Here is an 18,183-nt window from a genome sequence, read left to right on the forward strand (position 1 = left end):
GGGGGGGGGTGGGGGGGGAACCCCCAAGAGCAACCCGGCTGGCGCCGGGCACCGGGCTCCGCCCGGACCCGCGCCTCAATCGCCGGCGAGGCTGGGGGTTGCCCCCTGCGCCCCAAACTCCCCCAGCCCCAGGGGGCTGGGAGGTACCCCCTGGCGAAGCTGGGGCTTGCCCCCGGAGGGGCCCGGTTGTGCCGGGGCACCGGGAGGAGCCCCGCGGTCAGGGGCGCAGGGCCAGGTGGGGGATGTCCTCGCGGGGGAAGGCGAAGGTCTGGGCGTACAGGGAGAGCTCCGCCTCCAGCGCGCGAACCATCGTCCCCGCCCGCCGAAACCCGTGCCCCTCCCCCTCGAACGCCAGATACGCATGCGGCACCCCCCGCCCCGCGATCCGCGCCAGAAAGCGCTCCGCCTGGGCCGGCGGGCAGACGGGATCGTCCAGCCCCTGGAGCAGGACGAACGGCACGGTGATCCGGTCCGCCCGGGCCAGCGGCGAGCGCCGCTCGCGGCGGGCCGCGAGGTCGGGCAGGTAGCGCGATTCCAGGTCGTGGGTCTCGGCCGCGATGCCGTCCACGTCCAGCACGGGGTAGATGACCGTCCCGCACGCGTACAGCCGCGTGCCGGCCAGCGAGGCCGCCGTGGTCCAGCCGCCCGCGCTGCCCCCGCGGATGGCCAGCCGGGCCGGGTCGGCGGTGCCCTCCTCGGCGAGCGCCCGGGCCACCGCCGCGCAGTCCTCCACGTCGACGATGCCCCACTGCTCGCGCAGCCGCTCCCGGTAGGCCCGCCCGTAGCCGGTGGAGCCGCCGTAGTTGACCTCCACGACCCCGATCCCGCGGGAGGTGAAGTACGCGATGTGCAGGTCCAGCACCGGGGCCACGTGCTCGGTGGGCCCGCCGTGCACCCACACCACGTACGGCGGCAGCTCGTCGGCCGGGGCGGCCAGGCCGGGGTGGTGCGGCGGGTAGACGAGGGCGTGGATCTCGCGGTCCTCGGGGCCGGTGAAGGTGCGGCTCTGCGGTTCGGGGTAGTACGCGGGGTCCACCGGTTCGGCGGAGCGCGGCCCGATGGCCCGGGTGAGCCCGGTGGCGGTGTCCAGCTCGACGATCTCGTACCCGCTGCGCGGGCTGGCCGCCACCCCCGCCACCCGGGTGCCGCGCACGGCGAGGGTGGGCTGCCAGGAGGTCCAGGGCCCGGCCGCGTCCACGAGGTCCCCGGAGGCGGGGTCGAGGATCCCGAGCACGGAGGCGCCGCGGCCGTGCAGCACCGCGACCTGCCCGGCCCCGTCACCCGCCCCCGCTCCGGCCACCGGCGCGAACCAGCTCAGTCCCGGCTTCCACAGTGCCCCGCCGAACTCCTCCTCCCGCGGGCACAGGTTGACGGCCTCCCCGGTGTCCGGGTCCACCCGGTACGGGTTCCACCAGCCGTCGCGGTCGCTCACCGCGAGCAGGCTGCCGTCCGCCGCCCAGTCGGCCTGGGCCACCGATTCGGCGGGCCCGCCCATGACGGTGCGCACCCCGGTCAGCTCCCCCTGCTCGCTGATCTCGGCGACCTTCAGCTCCGTGCCGTCCCAGGGCATCCGCGGGTGGTCCCACACCAGCCAGGCGGCCCGCCGCCGGTCCGGGGAGAGCCGCGGCCCGGTGGTGAAGCGGTGCCGGTCGTCGGTGAGTTCCCGTACCCGGGTGCGGTCGGCGGCCGCGGAGCCGTCGAGCGGTACGGCGGCCAGCAGGCGGCGTACGTCGGTGGGGCGGGGGCCGGTGAACTCCTCCAGCACGCACCAGACCTCGCCGAGCTCGGGGCGGGGCACCGGCTCGGCCCAGCGCAGCCCGCCGCCGGTCGCCGAGACCGGCGTGAGCGGCCGCGGCCCCGTCCCACCCGCACCGCCCGCCGCGCCCGGGGCCGCGCCCGCCCCTTCGGCGTCCGCCCCTTCCGCCCCCGCCCCCTCGTACGCGTCCGGCTCGTACGCGTACAGCCGCTGGTCGGCGAAGTCGGTGAACAGCACCAGCGGTCCCCCGGTGGGCCGTTCGACGCCCGCCCAGGGCCGGCCGCCGTACTCGACCACCCGGCTGCGGACGTTCCACGGCGGTGGCAGCACCGTCTCGGCAACCCCGTCGGCCCGGCTGCGCACGAGGGCGCGGCGGCCGCCCTCGGCCGGCCGGGGCTCGGTCCACCACAGCTCCCCGCCGACCGCCCCCAGGTACTCGGGGCGGCCGTCCAGGGCGGCCGCGAGCGCGGCGTCGATCGGTGACGGCCAGCTGCCGTACGGCGCGGTGGACACCATGTCCGGGCTCCCTCCCTACAGGGCGCGCAGGGCGTGGTCGAGGACCCTGACCCCGAAGTGCAGCGCGTCGGCGGGCACCCGCTCGTCCACGCCGTGGAACAGGGACCAGTAGTCGAAGCCGGGCGGCAGGCGGAGGGGGGAGAACCCGTATCCGGTGATGCCGAGGCGGGAGAACTGCTTGGCGTCGGTGCCGCCGGCCATGCAGAACGGCACCACGCGCCCGGCGGGGTCGAAGCGCTCGACGGATTCCCGCAGGACGGCGAAGGTGCGCGAGTCCACGGGCGCTTCGAGGGCCACCTCGCGGTGGTGGAACTCCCACTCCACGTCCGGTCCGGTGAGCTCGTCGAGGGTGGCGGCGAACTCCGCCTCGCCGCCGGGGAGGAACCGGCCGTCGATGTAGGCGGTGGCCCGGCCGGGGATGACGTTCACCTTGTAGCCGGCGTCGAGCATCGTCGGGGTGGCGCTCTGCCGGACCGTGGCCTCGACCAGGCCGGCGGCCGGGCCCAGCTTGGCGAGGAAGGCGTCGAGGTCGAAGTGCCGGGAGCCGGGGCCGGGGCCCGCGCCGAAGATCTCGCCGAGCTCGGTGAGGGCCGCGCTCACCGTGGGGGTGAGGCGGACCGGCCAGCGGTGGTCGGCGATCCGGGCCACCGCGTGCGCGAGGCGGCTGACGGCGTTGGCCGGGTTGGGCTTGGATCCGTGGCCGGCGGTGCCGCGGGCGGTGAGCCGGAGCCAGGCCGTGCCGCGCTCGCCGGCGGCGATGGGGTAGAGCGGGAGCCGGGGGGCGGCGTGCACGGTGAAGGCGCCCGACTCGCTCAGGCCCTCGGTGCAGCCTTCGAAGAGGCCGGGGTGGCGGTCGGCGAGGAAGCCGGCGCCGTCGGCGGCGCTGTCCTCCTCGTCGGCGGTGTAGGCGAGGACGATGTCCCGCCGGGGGCGGACCCCGGCGCGGGTCCAGGCCCGTACGACCGCCAGGACCATCGCGTCCATGTTCTTCATGTCCACGGCCCCGCGGCCCCAGACCACCCCGTCGCGGACCTCCCCGGAGAAGGGGTGCACGCTCCAGTCGGCGGCCTCGGCGGGCACCACGTCGAGGTGGCCGTGCACGAGAAGGGCGTCGGCGGAGGGGTCGGTGCCCTCGATCCGGGCCACGACGTTGGTGCGGCCCGGGGTGCGTTCGAGGAGTACGGGCTCCAGGCCGGCTCCGGCGAGCCGCTCGGCCACGTACTCGGCGGCGGGCCGTTCCCGGCAGTCGCCGCCGCCTCGGTTGGAGGTGTCGATGCGGATCAGGCCGGAGGTGAACTCGACGGCCTCGTCCAGGGCCGTCCCGTCGAGGACGTCCGCTGCGGCCTGCTCTGGGGAGTGCATGTCAGCCATACTGCTCCTCCACGGCCGCGGACACGATCGTCGTGACCGCTTTGAAGGTGCGGATCGCCTCGTACATCGTCCTGCTGGTGTACGCGGCACGGCGCTCGCCGCTGCTCTCGACCCCCGGGACGACGGTGGCGGCGGCGGACAGGTGCGCGGCGTCGAATTCGAGTTCGACGGCGAAGGGTCCGGCGTGCACGGGCTCGTGCCGGACGGCGAGGGCGGTCGCCTCCTTGGCCGCCGCCTCGATCTGCGCGGCGGTACGGGCCGGGGGCCGGCAGACGGCGGCGTAGCGCGAGACGTGGTCCTTGACCGCGACGGTGCGCGCGTGCGGTGCGTAGCCGCGGGCGTCCTCGCAGGTCAGGTTGCAGCCGGTGACGAGGACCACGGGGACCCCGTACTCGGCGGCCACGCGGGCGTTGAGCAGGCCCTCGCTCGCGCGGGTGCCGTTGAGCCAGACCCCGGTGATGGAGTTGGCGAGGTAGGTGTGGGCGAGGACCCCCTCGGCGCCGGCCCCGGTGTGGTAGCCGACGAAGGCGATCCCGTCCACGTCCCCGTGCTGGACGCCCTCGACCATGGAGAGGGACTTGTGGCGGCCGGTGAGCATCTCCACCCGCTCGTCGAGCCGCTCCAGCAGCAGGTTGCGCATGGTCCAGTGGGCCTCGTTGACGAGGACCTCGTCGGCCCCGCCGGCGAAGAAGCCGAGGGCGGCGGCGTTCACGTCGGAGGTGAACAGGGCCCGGCAGCGCTCCCATTGGGGGGTGCCGGGCAGCACGTCGGCCGGCCAGGTCACCCCGGTGGCGCCCTCCATGTCGGCGGAGATGAGGATCTTCATCGGGGCCTCCGGGGTGCGCGTGCGAGCGGACGGGCGGAATGCCTGCCCGTCCGGGCCGCGCTCAACCCTCGGCCACCCTAGGCCGTGGCTGCACGGTCCCCGGAACAGCGCGCGGGGGCCCCGGCTGCCGGGGCCCCCGAGGGCGGCGGATTCCACCCGATCCGGTGACGGGCCGAGGGGGCCCGGGCACCGGAGGGGCGGTGTCCGGTGGGGCTACTTCTCGACCTCGGCGGCGAGGTTGGCGAGAAGGGCGTCGTAGATGCGCCCGAGGCCCTTGGGGGCGAAGGTCTTCTCGAAGAAGCCGCCGATGCCGCCGGCACCGTTCCACACGGTGGAGACGACCGCGCGGGAGCGGCCCTCGCCGGCCGGGGTGACGGTCCAGGTGGTGACCATCGAGGAGTTGCGGTCCTTCTCGACGAGCTGCCCGTCGGTGGGCTCGGTGACCTCCAGGAGGCAGTCGCGGATGCGCTTGCTCGTGGCCTGGAGCTTCCAGTGGACGAGGGTGCCCTCGCCGTCGCCGCCCTCGCGCACCTCGTACTCGCTGAAGTGCTCCGGGAGCACCTTCGAGCGGATGCCGCTGTAGTCCGCGAGCGCGTCGAACACGGTCTCCGCGTCGGCCGCGATGATGCGCTCCGTGGTGGCCTCGACCTGTGCCATACCTGTTCCTCCAGCACTTGTGAACGCTCGACTTCGGGGTCGGCGGCAAGCCAATCATCTCCGGCACGGGGGCCCAAATCCGGGTGCCGGGGGGAGCGCCCCGCCCGGGCCGCCGGCCCCCGCCGGCGGCCGGCACGTCGGCAAGGAGTAACCGAAGCATCATCAAATCGGGCCAATGGACCGCAGAAGTGCGCCGGACCGGGCGCCCTTTCCGGGACGATTCCCCCAGACCAGCGGCTGGGAGGCCCCATGAAGAAGCGCGCAGCAGTTCTGTTGTCGATCGCCACGGTGCTGGCGGGGACGGTGGCGTCCCCGCCCGCCGGTGCGGCCGGTGCGGCCGGGCCCGGGAAGGCGGCCCCGCTGGTGTGGCAGAAGTGCGCGACCTCGCGGTACCCGACGCTCCAGTGCGCCTCCCTGCACGTGCCGCTGGACCACGCCCGGCCGGAGGGGCGGCAGATCACCCTGGCGCTGACCCGGGTCCCGCACACCGCGTCGAAGTCCCAGGGGCCGCTGCTCGTCAACCCCGGCGGTCCCGGCGGCAGCGGCCGCAGCCTGGCCGGTTTCGTGGCCTCGGCCCTGCCGGCGGCGCTGGCCTCGCAGTACGACGTGATCGGCTTCGACCCGCGGGGGGTGGGCAAGAGCGAGCCGGCGCTGAACTGCGGGCAGGGGCACTTCGCCCCGGTGCGGCCCGACTCGGTGCCGCACACCCTGGAGGAGGAGCAGGCCAACCTCGACCGGGTGCGCGCGTTCGCCGAGTCCTGCGCGACCCGGCACGCGGACGTGCTGCCGTACGTGGACACGGTCAGCGCGGCCCGCGACCTGGACCTGGTCCGCCGCGCGCTCGGCGCCCCGCAGGTCAGCTACTTCGGCTACTCGTACGGGACCTACCTCGGCGCGGTGTACGCGAAGCTGTTCCCGAAGCAGGTCAAGCGGATGGTGCTGGACTCGGTCGTGGACCCGGGCGGGGTCTGGTACGAGGACAACCTCGCCCAGGACCTGGCCTTCGACGCCCGCCACAGGGCCTTCCTGGCGTGGGTGGCCCGGCACGACGCGGTGTACGGGCTGGGCGGCGACCCGGAGGAGGTCGAGCGGGCCTGGTACCGGATGCGCGAGTCGCTGCGGGACCGGCCGGCGGGGGACAAGGTCGGCCCGGCGGAGCTGGAGGACACCTACCTGCCGGGCGGCTATTTCAACGGCTACTGGCCGCAGCTGGCCGAGGCCTTCGCCGCGTACGCGGCGAAGGAGGACGCGAAGCCGCTGGTGGCGGCGTACGAGCGGTTCGGCGCGGTGGACCCGGCGGCGGGGAACAGCTACAGCGTCTACAGCGCGGTGCAGTGCCGGGACTCGGGCTGGCCGCGGGACTGGAACACCTGGCGCCGGGACATGTGGACCACGCACGCCAAGGCCCCGTTCATGACCTGGAACAACGCCTGGTACAACGCGCCGTGCGCGTTCTGGAAGGCGGCCCCGCTCCAGGCTCCGGACGTGGCGAACACCCAGGCCCCGCCGGCCCTGCTCTTCCAGGCCACGGAGGACGCGGCGACCCCGTTCGAGGGCGCGGAGACGATGCGGTCGAAGCTGGCCGGCTCGGCGCTGGTGGTGGAGGAGGGCGGCGGCAACCACGGGATCTCGCTGAGCGGGAACAAGTGCCTGGACCGCCACCTGACGGACTATCTGACCACCGGCGCCCTCCCGGCGGGCGGTACGGCGTCCTGCCCGGCCCAGCCGGAGCCGAAGCCGGTCCCGGCCACCCGGGCGGCGGCCCCCTCGGCGGGCGGCGCGGCCCTGCACGGACTGCTGGGCTTCCGGTCCTGAGCTTGACCGGCTCCGGTCCTGAGCTTGACCGGCTCCGGTCCTGAGCTCGGCCGGGGTCCGGTCCTGAGCTCGGCCGGGGTCCGGGCCGGACCGGTCCCGTGCCCCGGCCCGGGTCCGACCTCGGGGCCGGGCCCGGACCCCGGACCGCGCACCCGCCCGGCCCGGACCCCGGCCCGGCCCCCGGTCCGCGGCCGGGCCGACCTCCGCGGCAGGATGGCCGTATGACGAATGATCATCTGACCCGCGTGTCCGCTCCGGAGGGCGTCAGCCCCGGCTCCGGCTACCACCACGTCGTCTGGGGCACCGGCCGGTTCGTGGCCGTGTCCGGCCAGTGCGCCTTCGACGAGGACGGCGAGCTGGTCGGGCCGGGCGACCCGGCCGCCCAGGCCCGCCAGGTCTTCGAGAACCTGCGCCGCTGCCTGGCCGCGGCCGGGGCCGGCTTCCAGGACGTGGTGAAGCTGACGTACTTCGTCACGGACGTGGCCCACCTGCCGGCGGTCCGGGCGGCCCGCGACGCGGTGATCCCCGCGGACCGCCTGCCGGCCTCCTCGGCCGTGCAGGTGGCCGCCCTCTTCCGCCCGGACCTCCTCCTGGAGGTCGAGGCCTTCGCGGTGGTCCCGCAGGACTGAGCCCCGGGGCGGGGGCGCACCGCCCGTTCCCCGCCCGTCGTCACGGCAGCTTCCGCAGGGCCCCCGTGGCGGCCGCGGCCAGCCGCGGGTGGGACTGGGCCGCGGTCAGCACCGGCCGGGCGCGCGGGTCCGCGAGCTCGCCCAGGCCCTCCACGCAGGCCAGGGCCACCCGCCAGTACGGCTCGTGCGGGCCCAGCAGCCGGCCCAGGGTGGCGATCAGGGCCGGGGCCGACTCGGGGGCGCGCAGCTCGGCGAGCAGGCGCACCGGGTGCAGGGCGTACGCGGTGCGCAGCGCGTTCGTGGCGAGGGCGGCCGCGGCGCGGGCGGTGCGCGGGTCCCCGAGCCGGGCCAGGGCGTGCGCGGCGGCCGCGCACCGCGGGGGGTCGCGGTGGTTGAGGAAGAGGACGAGGGACTCGAAGGCGCGCCGGTCGCCGGCGCAGCCGAGCCGGTAGGCGGCCACCTCGCGCGCCCACAGCGGCTCGCCCGCGGCGGTCAGCGCCGCGGCCAGTTCGTCCGGGCCGGCGTCCGCCAGGAGGCGCCCGCAACGGGCGGCCGCCGCCGGCCCCTCCCGCCCGGCCTCGTCCCGCACCCGCCCCGCCAGCACCGCCAGTTGGTCGTCCACCGGGCCAGGGTAGGGGCGGGCCGGCGGCGGCGCGGTGCAGATCACACAGTTCCCCCCGACGGCCCACTGGCGCTCCGGTTACCCGGCGGTTAATCTCGCTTCTACGAGTCCTTGCGCCCGCAATCCGCGGCGCGGGACCGGGTACTTGAAGCGGCCTGGTGACGCAGCCGCTGCGAGTGCTGATCGTCCGATCGGTTCGGCATCCGCCCTCCGGTGCGGCCCCGGGACAGGGCCCTGCCGTTTCCGCGGATGCACCCGGCACGCCGGCTCCGGCCACGGCTGCGTTCTCCTTTCGCCTCCGTGCGCCTTCCGGGCCGTTCCGCGCCGTGCGCGCCGCCGCGTTCCTCCCGTACCCCGTACGACCGTGCCCGTGCGGCGGCTTTCCGCCCCTGCGCGCGCCCGCGCGACCGCGTACCCGTATCCCTTCCCGCACACCTGTGCGTCCCCGCACGCCCGTGCACCCTGTGCACGGCTGTGCACCCGCACATCCCCGCACCCGTGCCGCCCGCGCCTCCGTGCTTCCTGTGCGCCGCGCTCCCAGCCGTCACCACCCTCTTCTTCCACTGGAGTCCCGCGATGGACCGTCAGTCCACTCCGCCCAGTCCCCTCGCCACCATCGCCGTCGTCGGTCTCGGCACGATGGGCACCGGCATCGCCGAGGTGCTCGCCCGGGCCGGCCGCGAGGTCATCGGCATCGACATCAGCGAGGCCGCCGCCCGCTCGGCGGTCGCCGCCCTGGAGGCCGCCACGGCGCGCTCCGTGACCCGCGAGCGCCTCACCGAGCAGGAGCGGCAGGACGTGCTGTCCCGCTTCCGCACCTTCACCGACCTCCAGGCCGCCGCCCACGCGGACCTGGTGATCGAGGTGGTCCCGGAGGACTTCGCGCTCAAGCAGCAGGTCTTCGGGGCGCTGGACGCGATCGTGCGCCCGGACACGGTCCTGGCCACCGGCACCAACGCGCTGTCGGTGACCCGGCTCGCGGCCGAGTCGCTGCGGCCGGAGCGGGTCGTCGGCCTGCACTTCTTCAACCCGGCCCCGGCGATGAAGCTGGTCGAGGTGGTCTCCTCGGTGCTGACCGCCCCGCCGGTGGTCGAGGCGGTCACCACGCTGGCCCGCGACCTCGGCAAGGAGCCCGTGGCCGCCGGCGACCGGCCGGGCTTCGTCGCGGACGGCCTGCTCTTCGGCTACCTCAACCAGGCCGCGGCCATGTTCGAGTCGAAGTACGCCTCCCGCGAGGACATCGACGCGGCCATGCGGCTGGGCTGCGGCCTGCCGATGGGCCCGCTCGCACTGCTCGACCTGATCGGCGTGGACACCGCCCGTACCGTCCTGGAGGCCATGTACGCGGCCTCCGGGGACCGGCTGCACGCCCCGGCCCCGATCCTGGGCCACCTCGCCGAGGCGGGGCTGACCGGCCGGAAGTCCGGCCGCGGCTTCTACACGTACGACGCTCCCGGCGGCGCCACCGTGGTGCGCGACGCCCAGACCCCCGCGGCGGACGCGGAGCTCGCCGCCGGCCGTCCGGTCTCCTCGGTCGGCGTGGCCGGGTCCGGGACCATGGCGAGCGGCATCGCGCAGGTCTTCGCCCAGGCCGGGTACGAGGTGGTGCTGGCGGCCCGTTCCCAGGAGAAGGCGGAGGCCGCGAAGGCGGCGATCGGCAAGTCCCTGGACCGGGCGGTGTCCCGCGGCCGGCTGACCGGGCAGGCGCGGGACGAGACCCTGGCCCGGATCAGCCCGGCCGGCTCGCTGGAGGCCTTCGCCGGGGTGGACCTGGCCGTGGAGGCCGTGGCCGAGGACCTGGCGGTCAAGCAGGAGCTGTTCGCGGCCCTGGACAAGATCTGCAAGCCGGGTGCGGTGCTGGCCACGACCACCTCCTCGCTGCCGGTGATCGCGTGCGCCCGGGCCACCTCGCGCCCGCAGGACGTGATCGGCATGCACTTCTTCAACCCGGCCCCGGCGATGAAGCTGGTCGAGGTGGTCCGCACGGTCCTGACCTCCGACGAGGTCCACGCCACGGTCCGCGCGGTCTGCACGAAGGTCCGCAAGCACCCGGTGGACTGCGGGGACCGGGCCGGGTTCATCGTGAACGCGCTGCTCTTCCCGTACCTGAACAACGCGATCAAGATGGTCGAGGAGCACTACGCGAGCCTCGACGAGATCGACGCGGCCATGAAGCTGGGCGCGGGCTACCCGATGGGCCCGTTCGAGCTGCTCGACGTGGTCGGGCTCGACGTCTCCCTGGCCATCGAGAAGGTGCTCCACAAGGAGTTCCGCGACCCGGGCCTGGCCCCCTCCCCGCTGCTGGAGCACCTGGTGGCGGCGGGCTGCCTGGGCCGGAAGACCGGCCGCGGATTCCGTGAGTACGCCCGGCGCTGACCGAGGCGCCCACGAGCTGGATGCGTGGGGAGGGCTGCTCGGGTCCGCCGGACCCTCACCACGGCGGACGAACCCTCCCGAGGAGCACTGTGTGCCCAGTGCCGGCCCTCCCCCGCATCCACCCCCGCAGGCGCGCTCCGCTGCACCGATGCAGTACGTTCGCCTTATGTCCCAGTCCGCCAAGATCACCCGCGCCGCTGCGCCCGACGCCCCGGAGAGCGCCGCGGGGACCCGTGCCGCCGCCCAGCGGCTGAAGATGCGCCGCGAGCTCGCCGCCGCCGCGATGGAGCTGTTCGCGACCAAGGGGTACGAGGCGACGACGGTGGACGAGATCGCCGCTGCCGCCGGGGTGGCCCGCCGGACCTTCTTCCGGCACTTCCGCTCCAAGGAAGAGGCGATCTTCCCCGACCACGACGACACCCTGACCCGGGCCGAGGCCGTGCTGGACGCGGCTCCGGCCGCCGAGCACCCGCTCGACACGGTCTGCCGGGGCATCAAGGAGGTCATGAAGATGTACGCGGCCTCCCCCGCGGTGTCCGTCGAGCGGTACCGGCTGACCCGCGAGGTGCCCACCCTGCGGGAGCGGGAGATCGCCTCGGTGGCCCGCTACGAGCGGCTCTTCACCCGCTACCTGCTGGCGCACTTCGACGAGCACGACCACCACGACGGCAACGACGACCCGCTGCTGGCCGAGGTGGCGGCGTCGGCCGTGGTGACGGCGCACAACCACGTGCTGCGGCGCTGGCTGCGGGCCGGCGGCCAGGGGGACGTGGAGGCGCAGCTCGACCACGCCTTCGGCATCGTCCGCAAGACCTTCGGCGGGGGCATCGGGGCCGGGCGCACCGCCACCGCGGCCGCCTCGGCCGCGGAACCGGAGCCCGAGCACGCCCCGGCGCCGCCCGCGGCGGTCGGTGCCCAGGGCGAGGTGCTGGTCGCGGTGGCGCGTACGGACGCCCCGCTGGACGAGGTCATGCGCACGATCGAGCAGGCCCTCAGGAAGAACTGACCGCACGCGGTCGCCGGTGGCCGGAAACGGGCACCGGCCGGCCCCGGCCCGACGCACCACCAGGCACCCGACGCGATGAGCGTCACAGTGGCCGCTCCCGATGTGGGGGCGGCCACTTCCGTTTGTCCAGCTTGCCCCTACTCACGGGTAACTCTGATCGATCATCGCTCAACTGCGCAGGTCAATCGGCAAATGAGAGAAATTTTTGGCACGCAGTGCCTTGCCGAGTGACACGGGGTGCCATACGTTGAAGCCGTCCGGAAGTCCCCGCGGTCCGCGCCACCACGCAGCGGAACGCGCCCCGGACGGCCTGCGTCACCAGGCCCCTCCGCGCCCACCACGGCGCGCCCGCAGCACCGCACCACCGCACCGCCGAACCGACGGCACACCTCCCCCGGACCACCCTCAGCGTTCCCTCGACGCACCCTCTGCCGGAGGCACCACCGTGAAGGACATCCTCGACGCGATCCAGTCGCAGGCCGCCACCGCCGACGACTTCGCGGCCCTGCCACTCCCCGAGTCCTACCGCGCGATCACCGTGCACAAGGACGAGACGGAGATGTTCGCGGGGCTCACCACCCGCGAGAAGGACCCCCGCAAGTCGCTCCACCTGGACCAGGTCCCGGTGCCGGAGCTCGGCCCGGGCGAGGCCCTCGTCGCCGTCATGGCCTCCTCGGTCAACTACAACTCGGTCTGGACCTCGATCTTCGAGCCGCTCTCCACCTTCGGCTTCCTGGAGCGCTACGGCCGGGTCAGCGAGCTCGCCAAGCGCCACGACCTGCCGTACCACGTGATCGGCTCCGACCTCGCGGGCGTGGTCCTGCGCACCGGCCCCGGCGTCAACGCCTGGAAGCCGGGCGACGAGGTCGTCGCGCACTGCCTCTCCGTCGAGCTGGAGTCCTCGGACGGCCACAACGACACGATGCTCGACCCCGAGCAGCGCATCTGGGGCTTCGAGACCAACTTCGGCGGGCTGGCGGAGATCGCGCTCGTCAAGTCCAACCAGCTGATGCCCAAGCCCGCGCACCTCAGCTGGGAGGAGGCGGCGAGCCCCGGCCTGGTCAACTCCACCGCCTACCGCCAGCTGGTCTCCCGCAACGGCGCCGGCATGAAGCAGGGCGACAACGTGCTCATTTGGGGCGCGAGCGGCGGCCTCGGCTCGTACGCGACCCAGTTCGCCCTCGCCGGCGGAGCCAACCCGATCTGCGTGGTCTCCTCCCCCGAGAAGGCGGAGATCTGCCGCACGATGGGCGCCGAGTCGGTGATCGACCGCAACGCCGAGGGCTACAAGTTCTGGAAGGACGAGCAGACCCAGGACCCGCGCGAGTGGAAGCGGTTCGGCTCGAAGATCCGCGAGCTGACCGGCGGCGAGGACATCGACATCGTCTTCGAGCACCCCGGCCGCGAGACCTTCGGCGCCTCCGTCTTCGTCACCCGCAAGGGCGGCACGATCACCACCTGCGCCTCGACCTCGGGCTACATGCACGAGTACGACAACCGCTACCTGTGGATGTCCCTCAAGCGCATCATCGGCTCGCACTTCGCGAACTACCGCGAGGCCTGGGAGGCCAACCGCCTCATCGCCAAGGGCAAGATCCACCCCACCCTCTCCAAGGTCTACTCCCTGGAGGAGACCGGCCAGGCCGCCTACGACGTCCACCGCAACCTGCACCAGGGCAAGGTCGGCGTGCTCGCGCTGGCGCCCGAGGAGGGCCTCGGCGTCCGCGACCACGAGCTGCGCGCCAAGCACCTCGACGCGATCAACCGCTTCCGCAACGTCTGACCACGACCAAGTCGCCTAAGGATCGCCTGAGATGACAGAGCGTCAGAAGGACCGTCCGTGGCTCATGCGGACGTACGCGGGCCACTCCACGGCCGAGGCGTCCAACGAGCTGTACCGCCGCAACCTCGCCAAGGGCCAGACGGGTCTGTCGGTCGCCTTCGACCTGCCGACCCAGACCGGCTACGACCCCGACCACATCCTCGCCCGCGGCGAGGTCGGCCGGGTCGGCGTGCCCGTCTCCCATCTCGGCGACATGCGGCGGCTGTTCCAGGACATCCCCCTGGAGCAGATGAACACCTCGATGACGATCAACGCCACGGCCATGTGGCTGCTGGCGCTCTACCAGGTGGCGGCCGAGGAGCAGGGCGCGGACATCTCGCAGCTCCAGGGCACGACCCAGAACGACATCGTCAAGGAGTACCTCTCCCGCGGGACGCACGTCTTCCCGCCCGGGCCGAGCCTGCGCCTGACGACGGACATGATCGCGTACACGGTCAACAACATCCCGAAGTGGAACCCGATCAACATCTGCAGCTACCACCTGCAGGAGGCGGGGGCCACTCCGGTCCAGGAGATCTCGTACGCGATGTCCACCGCGATCGCGGTCCTCGACTCGGTCCGCGACTCGGGGCAGGTCCCCGAGGAGCGCTTCGGCGAGGTGGTCGCCCGCATCTCCTTCTTCGTGAACGCGGGCGTCCGCTTCATCGAGGAGATGTGCAAGATGCGCGCCTTCGGCCGCATCTGGGACCAGGTCACCCGCGAGCGGTACGGCATCGCGAACGAGAAGCAGCGCCGCTTCCGGTACGGGGTCCAGGTCAACTCCCTCGGCCTGACCGAGGCCCAGCCGGAGAACAACGTCCAGCGGATCGTGCTGGAGATGCTGGCCGTCACCCTCTCCAAGGACGCCCGCGCCCGCGCCGTGCAGCTGCCCGCCTGGAACGAGGCGCTGGGCCTGCCGCGTCCCTGGGACCAGCAGTGGTCCCTGCGCATCCAGCAGGTCCTCGCCCACGAGAGCGACCTGCTGGAGTACGAGGACATCTTCGCCGGATCCCACGTGATCGAGGCCAAGGTGGACTCCCTGGTGGCGGAGTGCCTGGCGGAGATCGACCGGATCCAGGAGATGGGCGGCGCGATGGCGGCCGTCGAGTCCGGCTACCTCAAGTCGCAGCTGGTCTCCTCGCACGCCGAGCGCCGGGCCCGGATCGAGGCCGGCGAGGACAAGATCGTCGGCGTGAACTGCTTCCAGCAGACCGAGGAGAACCCGCTCACCGCGGACCTCGACGGCGCGATCATGACGGTGGACCCGGCCGTGGAGGCCCTCACCGTCGAGCGGATCGGCCGCTGGCGCGCCGAGCGCCAGGAGTCCTCGGACCGGCAGGGCAACGGGGACCCCTTCGTCTTCCCGACCACCGCACAGGCGCTGGAGCGCCTCAAGGAGGCCGCGGCGGGCGACGAGAACCTCATGGAAGCCACTCTGGAGTGTGCGCGTGCGGGCGTCACCACCGGGGAGTGGGCGGGGGCGCTGCGTGAGGTGTTCGGCGAGTTCCGGGCACCCACCGGCGTCTCCTCCGCACCGGTCGCGGTGACCGCCGAGCCGGGCACCCCGCTCGCCGAGGTCCGCGCCAAGGTCTCCCGCACCGCCGAGGAGCTGGGCACCGGCCGGCTGCGCCTGCTCGTGGGCAAGCCCGGACTGGACGGCCACTCCAACGGGGCCGAGCAGATCGCCGTACGGGCCCGCGACGCCGGGTTCGAGGTGGTCTACCAGGGGATTCGACTCACTCCCGAGCAGATCGCGTCCGCCGCGCTGGCGGAGGACGTGCACTGCGTGGGACTGTCCATCCTGTCCGGTTCGCACAGCGCACTCGTCCCGGACGTCCTGGAGCGGCTGCGCACGGCGGGGGCGGGCGACGTGCCGGTCATCGTCGGAGGCATCATTCCGAACGCGGACGGCGAGGAGCTGAAGGCCGCCGGAGTGGCTGCCGTGTTCACCCCCAAAGACTTCGGTATCACGGAGATCATCGGACGTATCGTCGACGAGATCCGCAAAGCGAACAAGCTGCACCCCCTTCTGGAAAGCACGGAGGTCCCCGCATGACCACGCCCCTCTCCCCCGTGAACCGGCTCCGCCCGCGCCGCTCCTGTCTCGCGGTCCCGGGTTCGAACCCCCGGTTCCTGGAGAAGGCCCAGGGCCTGCCGGCCGACCAGGTCTTCCTGGACCTGGAGGACGCCTGCGCCCCGCTCGCCAAGGAAGGCGCCCGCCACACGATCGTGGACGCGCTGAACAACGGCGACTGGACGGGCAAGACCCGGGTCGTGCGCGTCAACGACTGGACGACCCACTGGACCTACCGCGACGTGATCACGGTGGTCGAGGGCGCCGGCCAGAACCTCGACTGCATCATGCTGCCGAAGGTCCAGGACGCCCAGCAGGTGGTCGCCCTCGACCTGCTGCTGACCCAGATCGAGAAGACCATGGGCTTCGAGGTCGGCAAGATCGGCATCGAGGCGCAGATCGAGAACGCCAAGGGCCTGGTCAACGTGGACGAGATCGCGGCCGCCTCGCCGCGTCTGGAGACCATCATCTTCGGCCCGGCCGACTTCATGGCCTCGATCAACATGAAGTCCCTCGTCGTGGGCATGCAGCCGCCCGGCTACCCGGCGGACGCCTACCACTACATCCTCATGCGGATCCTGATGGCCGCCCGCACCCACAACCTCCAGGCCATCGACGGCCCCTTCCTGCAGATCCGCGACGTGGACGCGTACCGCGAGGTCGCCGGCCGCGCGGCCGCGCTGGGCTTCGACGGCAAGTGGGTCCTGCACCCCGGCCAGGTCGAGGCGGCCAACGAGGTCTTCTCCCCTTCCCAGGAGGACTACGACCACGCCGAGCTGATCCTCGACGCCTACGACTGGTGCACCTCGGAGGCCGGCGGCAAGAAGGGCTCCGCGATGCTCGGCGACGAGATGATCGACGAGGCCAGCCGCAAGATGGCCCTGGTCATCGCGGGCAAGGGCCGCGCCGCGGGGATGCAGCGCACCACCAAGTTCGAGATCCCGGAGGCCTGAGCCATGCAGTTCGGACGCACCTACGAGGAGTTCGAGGTCGGCGCGGTCTACAAGCACTGGCCCGGGAAGACGGTCACGGAGTACGACGACCACCTCTTCTGCCTGCTGACCATGAACCACCACCCGCTGCACATGGACGTGAACTACGCGGAGAACACCACGGACTTCGGCAAGAACGTGGTGGTGGGCAACTACATCTACTCCCTGCTGCTGGGCATGTCCGTCCCGGACGTCTCCGGCAAGGCCATCGCCAACCTTGAGATCGAGTCCCTGCGGCACGTGGCGCCCACCTTCCACGGCGACACGATCTACGGCGAGACCACGGTCCTGGACAAGACCCCCTCGAAGTCGAAGAACGACCGCGGGATCGTCTACGTCGAGACCAAGGGCTACAAGCAGGACGGCACCCTCGTCTGCGTCTTCCGGCGCAAGGTGATGGTCCCGACCGAGACGTACATCAAGGAGCGCGGCGGCGAGCAGCCCGGCCGGCCCCAGCTGAAGGAACAGGGGAAGTAGCCATGGCACGACTCGCCAGGACCGCCGGCCTCACCGAGGTCCAGCAGGAGATCGTCGACACCGTCCGCGAGTTCGTCGACAAGGAGATCATCCCTGTCGCGACCGCACTGGAGCACAAGGACGAGTACCCGCAGCAGATCGTCGACGGGCTCAAGGAGCTCGGCCTGTTCGGTCTGATGATCCCCGAGGAGTACGGCGGTCTCGGTGAGTCGCTGCTCACCTACGCCCTGTGCGTGGAGGAGATAGCGCGGGGCTGGATGTCCGTCTCGGGCATCATCAACACCCACTTCATCGTGGCGTACATGCTCAAGCAGCACGGCACCCAGGAGCAGAAGGACCACTTCCTGCCCCGCATGGCGCTGGGCGAGGTGCGCGGCGCCTTCTCGATGTCCGAGCCGGGTCTGGGCTCGGACGTGTCGGCCATCACGTCCAAGGCGGTCAAGGACGGCGACGAGTACGTCCTCAACGGCCAGAAGATGTGGCTGACGAACGGCGGGACCTCCACCCTGGTGGCCGTTCTGTGCCGGAGTGACGAAGGTCTCCCCGAGGGCACGGCGCCCCACAAGTCGATGACGACCTTCCTCGTCGAGAAGGAGCCCGGCTTCGGTGAGGTCCGCCCCGGGCTGACCATCCCGGGCAAGATCGACAAGATGGGGTACAAGGGCGTCGACACGACCGAACTCATCATGGACGGACTGCGCATTCCGGCCAATCGGGTCCTCGGCGGGGTCACCGGCCGAGGGTTTTACCAAATGATGGACGGCGTGGAGGTCGGGCGCGTCAACGTGGCGGCGCGTGGCTGCGGCGTCGCTCAGCGTGCGTTCGAACTGGGTGTCTCCTATGCCCAGCAACGTCACACTTTCGGGAAGCCGATCGCCCAGCACCAGGCCATCCAGTTCAAGCTGGCCGAGATGGCTACCAAGGTCGAGGCCGCTCATGCCATGATGGTCAACGCAGCACGCAAAAAGGACTCCGGGGAACGAAACGACCTCGAAGCAGGGATGGCGAAGTACCTCGCCTCCGAGTACTGCAAGGAGGTCGTGGAGGACGCGTTCCGCATCCACGGCGGTTACGGGTTCTCGAAGGAGTACGAGATCGAGCGCCTCTACCGGGAGGCCCCGATGCTGCTGATCGGCGAAGGAACCGCCGAGATCCAGAAAATGATCATCGGGCGACGCCTGCTCGAGGAGTACAAGCTCCAGGGCTGAAAGTCCCTTTTGTAGCGGAAAGTCCGCGTAAAGGGT

14 protein-coding genes are annotated in these 18,183 nt (G+C 72.6%); 9 read left to right on the forward strand and 5 right to left on the reverse strand.

Features of this window, described 5'->3' with window-relative positions; translation table 11 throughout:
- Window positions 1-217 precede the first annotated feature (217 nt).
- From ACZ407_RS22250 to ACZ407_RS22265, 4 genes are all read right to left on the reverse strand, one after another.
- The gene (locus tag ACZ407_RS22250; protein WP_468130804.1) at window positions 218-2,272 is read right to left on the reverse strand and encodes a prolyl oligopeptidase family serine peptidase; all 2,055 of its coding nucleotides are present in this window, start codon (window positions 2,270-2,272) and stop codon (window positions 218-220) included.
- A gap of 15 nt (window positions 2,273-2,287) precedes the next feature.
- Window positions 2,288-3,634: a M20/M25/M40 family metallo-hydrolase gene (locus tag ACZ407_RS22255; protein ID WP_468130806.1), complete on the reverse strand. Its 1,347-nt coding sequence runs from the start codon at window positions 3,632-3,634 to the stop codon at window positions 2,288-2,290.
- Window position 3,635: 1 nt separating this feature from the next.
- Window positions 3,636-4,469, reverse strand: a complete 834-nt coding sequence (locus ACZ407_RS22260; RefSeq protein WP_468130808.1) for a M55 family metallopeptidase — start codon at window positions 4,467-4,469, stop codon at window positions 3,636-3,638.
- A gap of 213 nt (window positions 4,470-4,682) precedes the next feature.
- Window positions 4,683-5,126 carry an SRPBCC family protein gene (locus ACZ407_RS22265; protein WP_468130810.1) on the reverse strand — a complete coding sequence of 148 codons (444 nt, stop codon included), beginning with the start codon at window positions 5,124-5,126 and terminating at the stop codon, window positions 4,683-4,685.
- 249 nt (window positions 5,127-5,375) lie between these two features.
- Here ACZ407_RS22265 and ACZ407_RS22270 point away from each other — a divergent pair, with 249 nt between their 5' ends.
- Both ACZ407_RS22270 and ACZ407_RS22275 read left to right on the forward strand, forming a co-directional pair.
- Window positions 5,376-6,941: an alpha/beta hydrolase gene (locus tag ACZ407_RS22270; protein WP_468130812.1), complete on the forward strand. Its 1,566-nt coding sequence runs from the start codon at window positions 5,376-5,378 to the stop codon at window positions 6,939-6,941.
- Window positions 6,942-7,162: 221 nt separating this feature from the next.
- The gene (locus tag ACZ407_RS22275) at window positions 7,163-7,570 is read left to right on the forward strand and encodes a RidA family protein (protein ID WP_468130814.1); all 408 of its coding nucleotides are present in this window, start codon (window positions 7,163-7,165) and stop codon (window positions 7,568-7,570) included.
- A 40-nt stretch (window positions 7,571-7,610) separates the two neighbouring features.
- On the opposite strand, the gene ACZ407_RS22280 is transcribed toward ACZ407_RS22275, so the two are convergent.
- Window positions 7,611-8,192 carry an adenylosuccinate lyase gene (locus tag ACZ407_RS22280; RefSeq protein ID WP_468130816.1) on the reverse strand — a complete coding sequence of 194 codons (582 nt, stop codon included), beginning with the start codon at window positions 8,190-8,192 and terminating at the stop codon, window positions 7,611-7,613.
- Between the two features lie 576 nt (window positions 8,193-8,768).
- On the opposite strand from ACZ407_RS22280, the gene ACZ407_RS22285 reads away from it, so the two are divergent.
- The 7 genes from ACZ407_RS22285 to ACZ407_RS22315 all read left to right on the forward strand — a co-directional run bounded on the left by ACZ407_RS22285 (window position 8,769) and on the right by ACZ407_RS22315 (window position 18,147).
- Window positions 8,769-10,568, forward strand: a complete 1,800-nt coding sequence (locus ACZ407_RS22285; protein ID WP_468130818.1) for a 3-hydroxyacyl-CoA dehydrogenase family protein — start codon at window positions 8,769-8,771, stop codon at window positions 10,566-10,568.
- Between the two features lie 148 nt (window positions 10,569-10,716).
- On the forward strand, window positions 10,717-11,574 hold the full coding sequence (locus tag ACZ407_RS22290) for a TetR family transcriptional regulator (protein WP_468130820.1): 858 nt from the start codon (window positions 10,717-10,719) through the stop codon (window positions 11,572-11,574).
- A gap of 445 nt (window positions 11,575-12,019) precedes the next feature.
- Entirely contained in the window at window positions 12,020-13,357 is a 1,338-nt protein-coding gene (ccrA, locus tag ACZ407_RS22295; RefSeq protein WP_468130822.1) for a crotonyl-CoA carboxylase/reductase, read from the forward strand.
- A gap of 31 nt (window positions 13,358-13,388) precedes the next feature.
- On the forward strand, window positions 13,389-15,452 hold the full coding sequence (locus tag ACZ407_RS22300) for a protein meaA (RefSeq protein WP_468130824.1): 2,064 nt from the start codon (window positions 13,389-13,391) through the stop codon (window positions 15,450-15,452).
- Window positions 15,449-16,423 carry an HpcH/HpaI aldolase/citrate lyase family protein gene (locus tag ACZ407_RS22305; RefSeq protein ID WP_468130826.1) on the forward strand — a complete coding sequence of 325 codons (975 nt, stop codon included), beginning with the start codon at window positions 15,449-15,451 and terminating at the stop codon, window positions 16,421-16,423. The genes ACZ407_RS22300 and ACZ407_RS22305 overlap by 4 nt, the downstream gene beginning before the upstream one ends.
- Before the next feature lie 3 nt (window positions 16,424-16,426).
- Window positions 16,427-16,939, forward strand: coding sequence for a MaoC family dehydratase (locus ACZ407_RS22310; protein WP_226738650.1), 513 nt, complete (start codon window positions 16,427-16,429; stop codon window positions 16,937-16,939).
- 2 nt (window positions 16,940-16,941) lie between these two features.
- Entirely contained in the window at window positions 16,942-18,147 is a 1,206-nt protein-coding gene (locus ACZ407_RS22315) for an acyl-CoA dehydrogenase family protein (protein WP_468130828.1), read from the forward strand.
- Window positions 18,148-18,183: the final 36 nt, after the last annotated feature.

Source organism: Streptomyces sp. NPDC030809, assembly GCF_055572195.1.

Excerpts from the sequence above, each read along its gene's own strand:
- ACZ407_RS22250 (WP_468130804.1), bottom strand. The coding sequence starts at position 2,272 with ATGGTGTCCACCGCGCCGTACGGCAGCTGGCCGTCACCGATCGACGCC.
- ACZ407_RS22255 (WP_468130806.1), bottom strand. The coding sequence starts at position 3,634 with ATGCACTCCCCAGAGCAGGCCGCAGCGGACGTCCTCGACGGGACGGCC.
- ACZ407_RS22260 (WP_468130808.1), bottom strand. The coding sequence starts at position 4,469 with ATGAAGATCCTCATCTCCGCCGACATGGAGGGCGCCACCGGGGTGACC.
- ACZ407_RS22265 (WP_468130810.1), bottom strand. The coding sequence starts at position 5,126 with ATGGCACAGGTCGAGGCCACCACGGAGCGCATCATCGCGGCCGACGCG.
- ACZ407_RS22270 (WP_468130812.1), top strand. The coding sequence starts at position 5,376 with ATGAAGAAGCGCGCAGCAGTTCTGTTGTCGATCGCCACGGTGCTGGCG.
- ACZ407_RS22275 (WP_468130814.1), top strand. The coding sequence starts at position 7,163 with ATGACGAATGATCATCTGACCCGCGTGTCCGCTCCGGAGGGCGTCAGC.
- ACZ407_RS22285 (WP_468130818.1), top strand. The coding sequence starts at position 8,769 with ATGGACCGTCAGTCCACTCCGCCCAGTCCCCTCGCCACCATCGCCGTC.
- ACZ407_RS22290 (WP_468130820.1), top strand. The coding sequence starts at position 10,717 with ATGCAGTACGTTCGCCTTATGTCCCAGTCCGCCAAGATCACCCGCGCC.
- ACZ407_RS22300 (WP_468130824.1), top strand. The coding sequence starts at position 13,389 with ATGACAGAGCGTCAGAAGGACCGTCCGTGGCTCATGCGGACGTACGCG.
- ACZ407_RS22305 (WP_468130826.1), top strand. The coding sequence starts at position 15,449 with ATGACCACGCCCCTCTCCCCCGTGAACCGGCTCCGCCCGCGCCGCTCC.
- ACZ407_RS22310 (WP_226738650.1), top strand. The coding sequence starts at position 16,427 with ATGCAGTTCGGACGCACCTACGAGGAGTTCGAGGTCGGCGCGGTCTAC.
- ACZ407_RS22315 (WP_468130828.1), top strand. The coding sequence starts at position 16,942 with ATGGCACGACTCGCCAGGACCGCCGGCCTCACCGAGGTCCAGCAGGAG.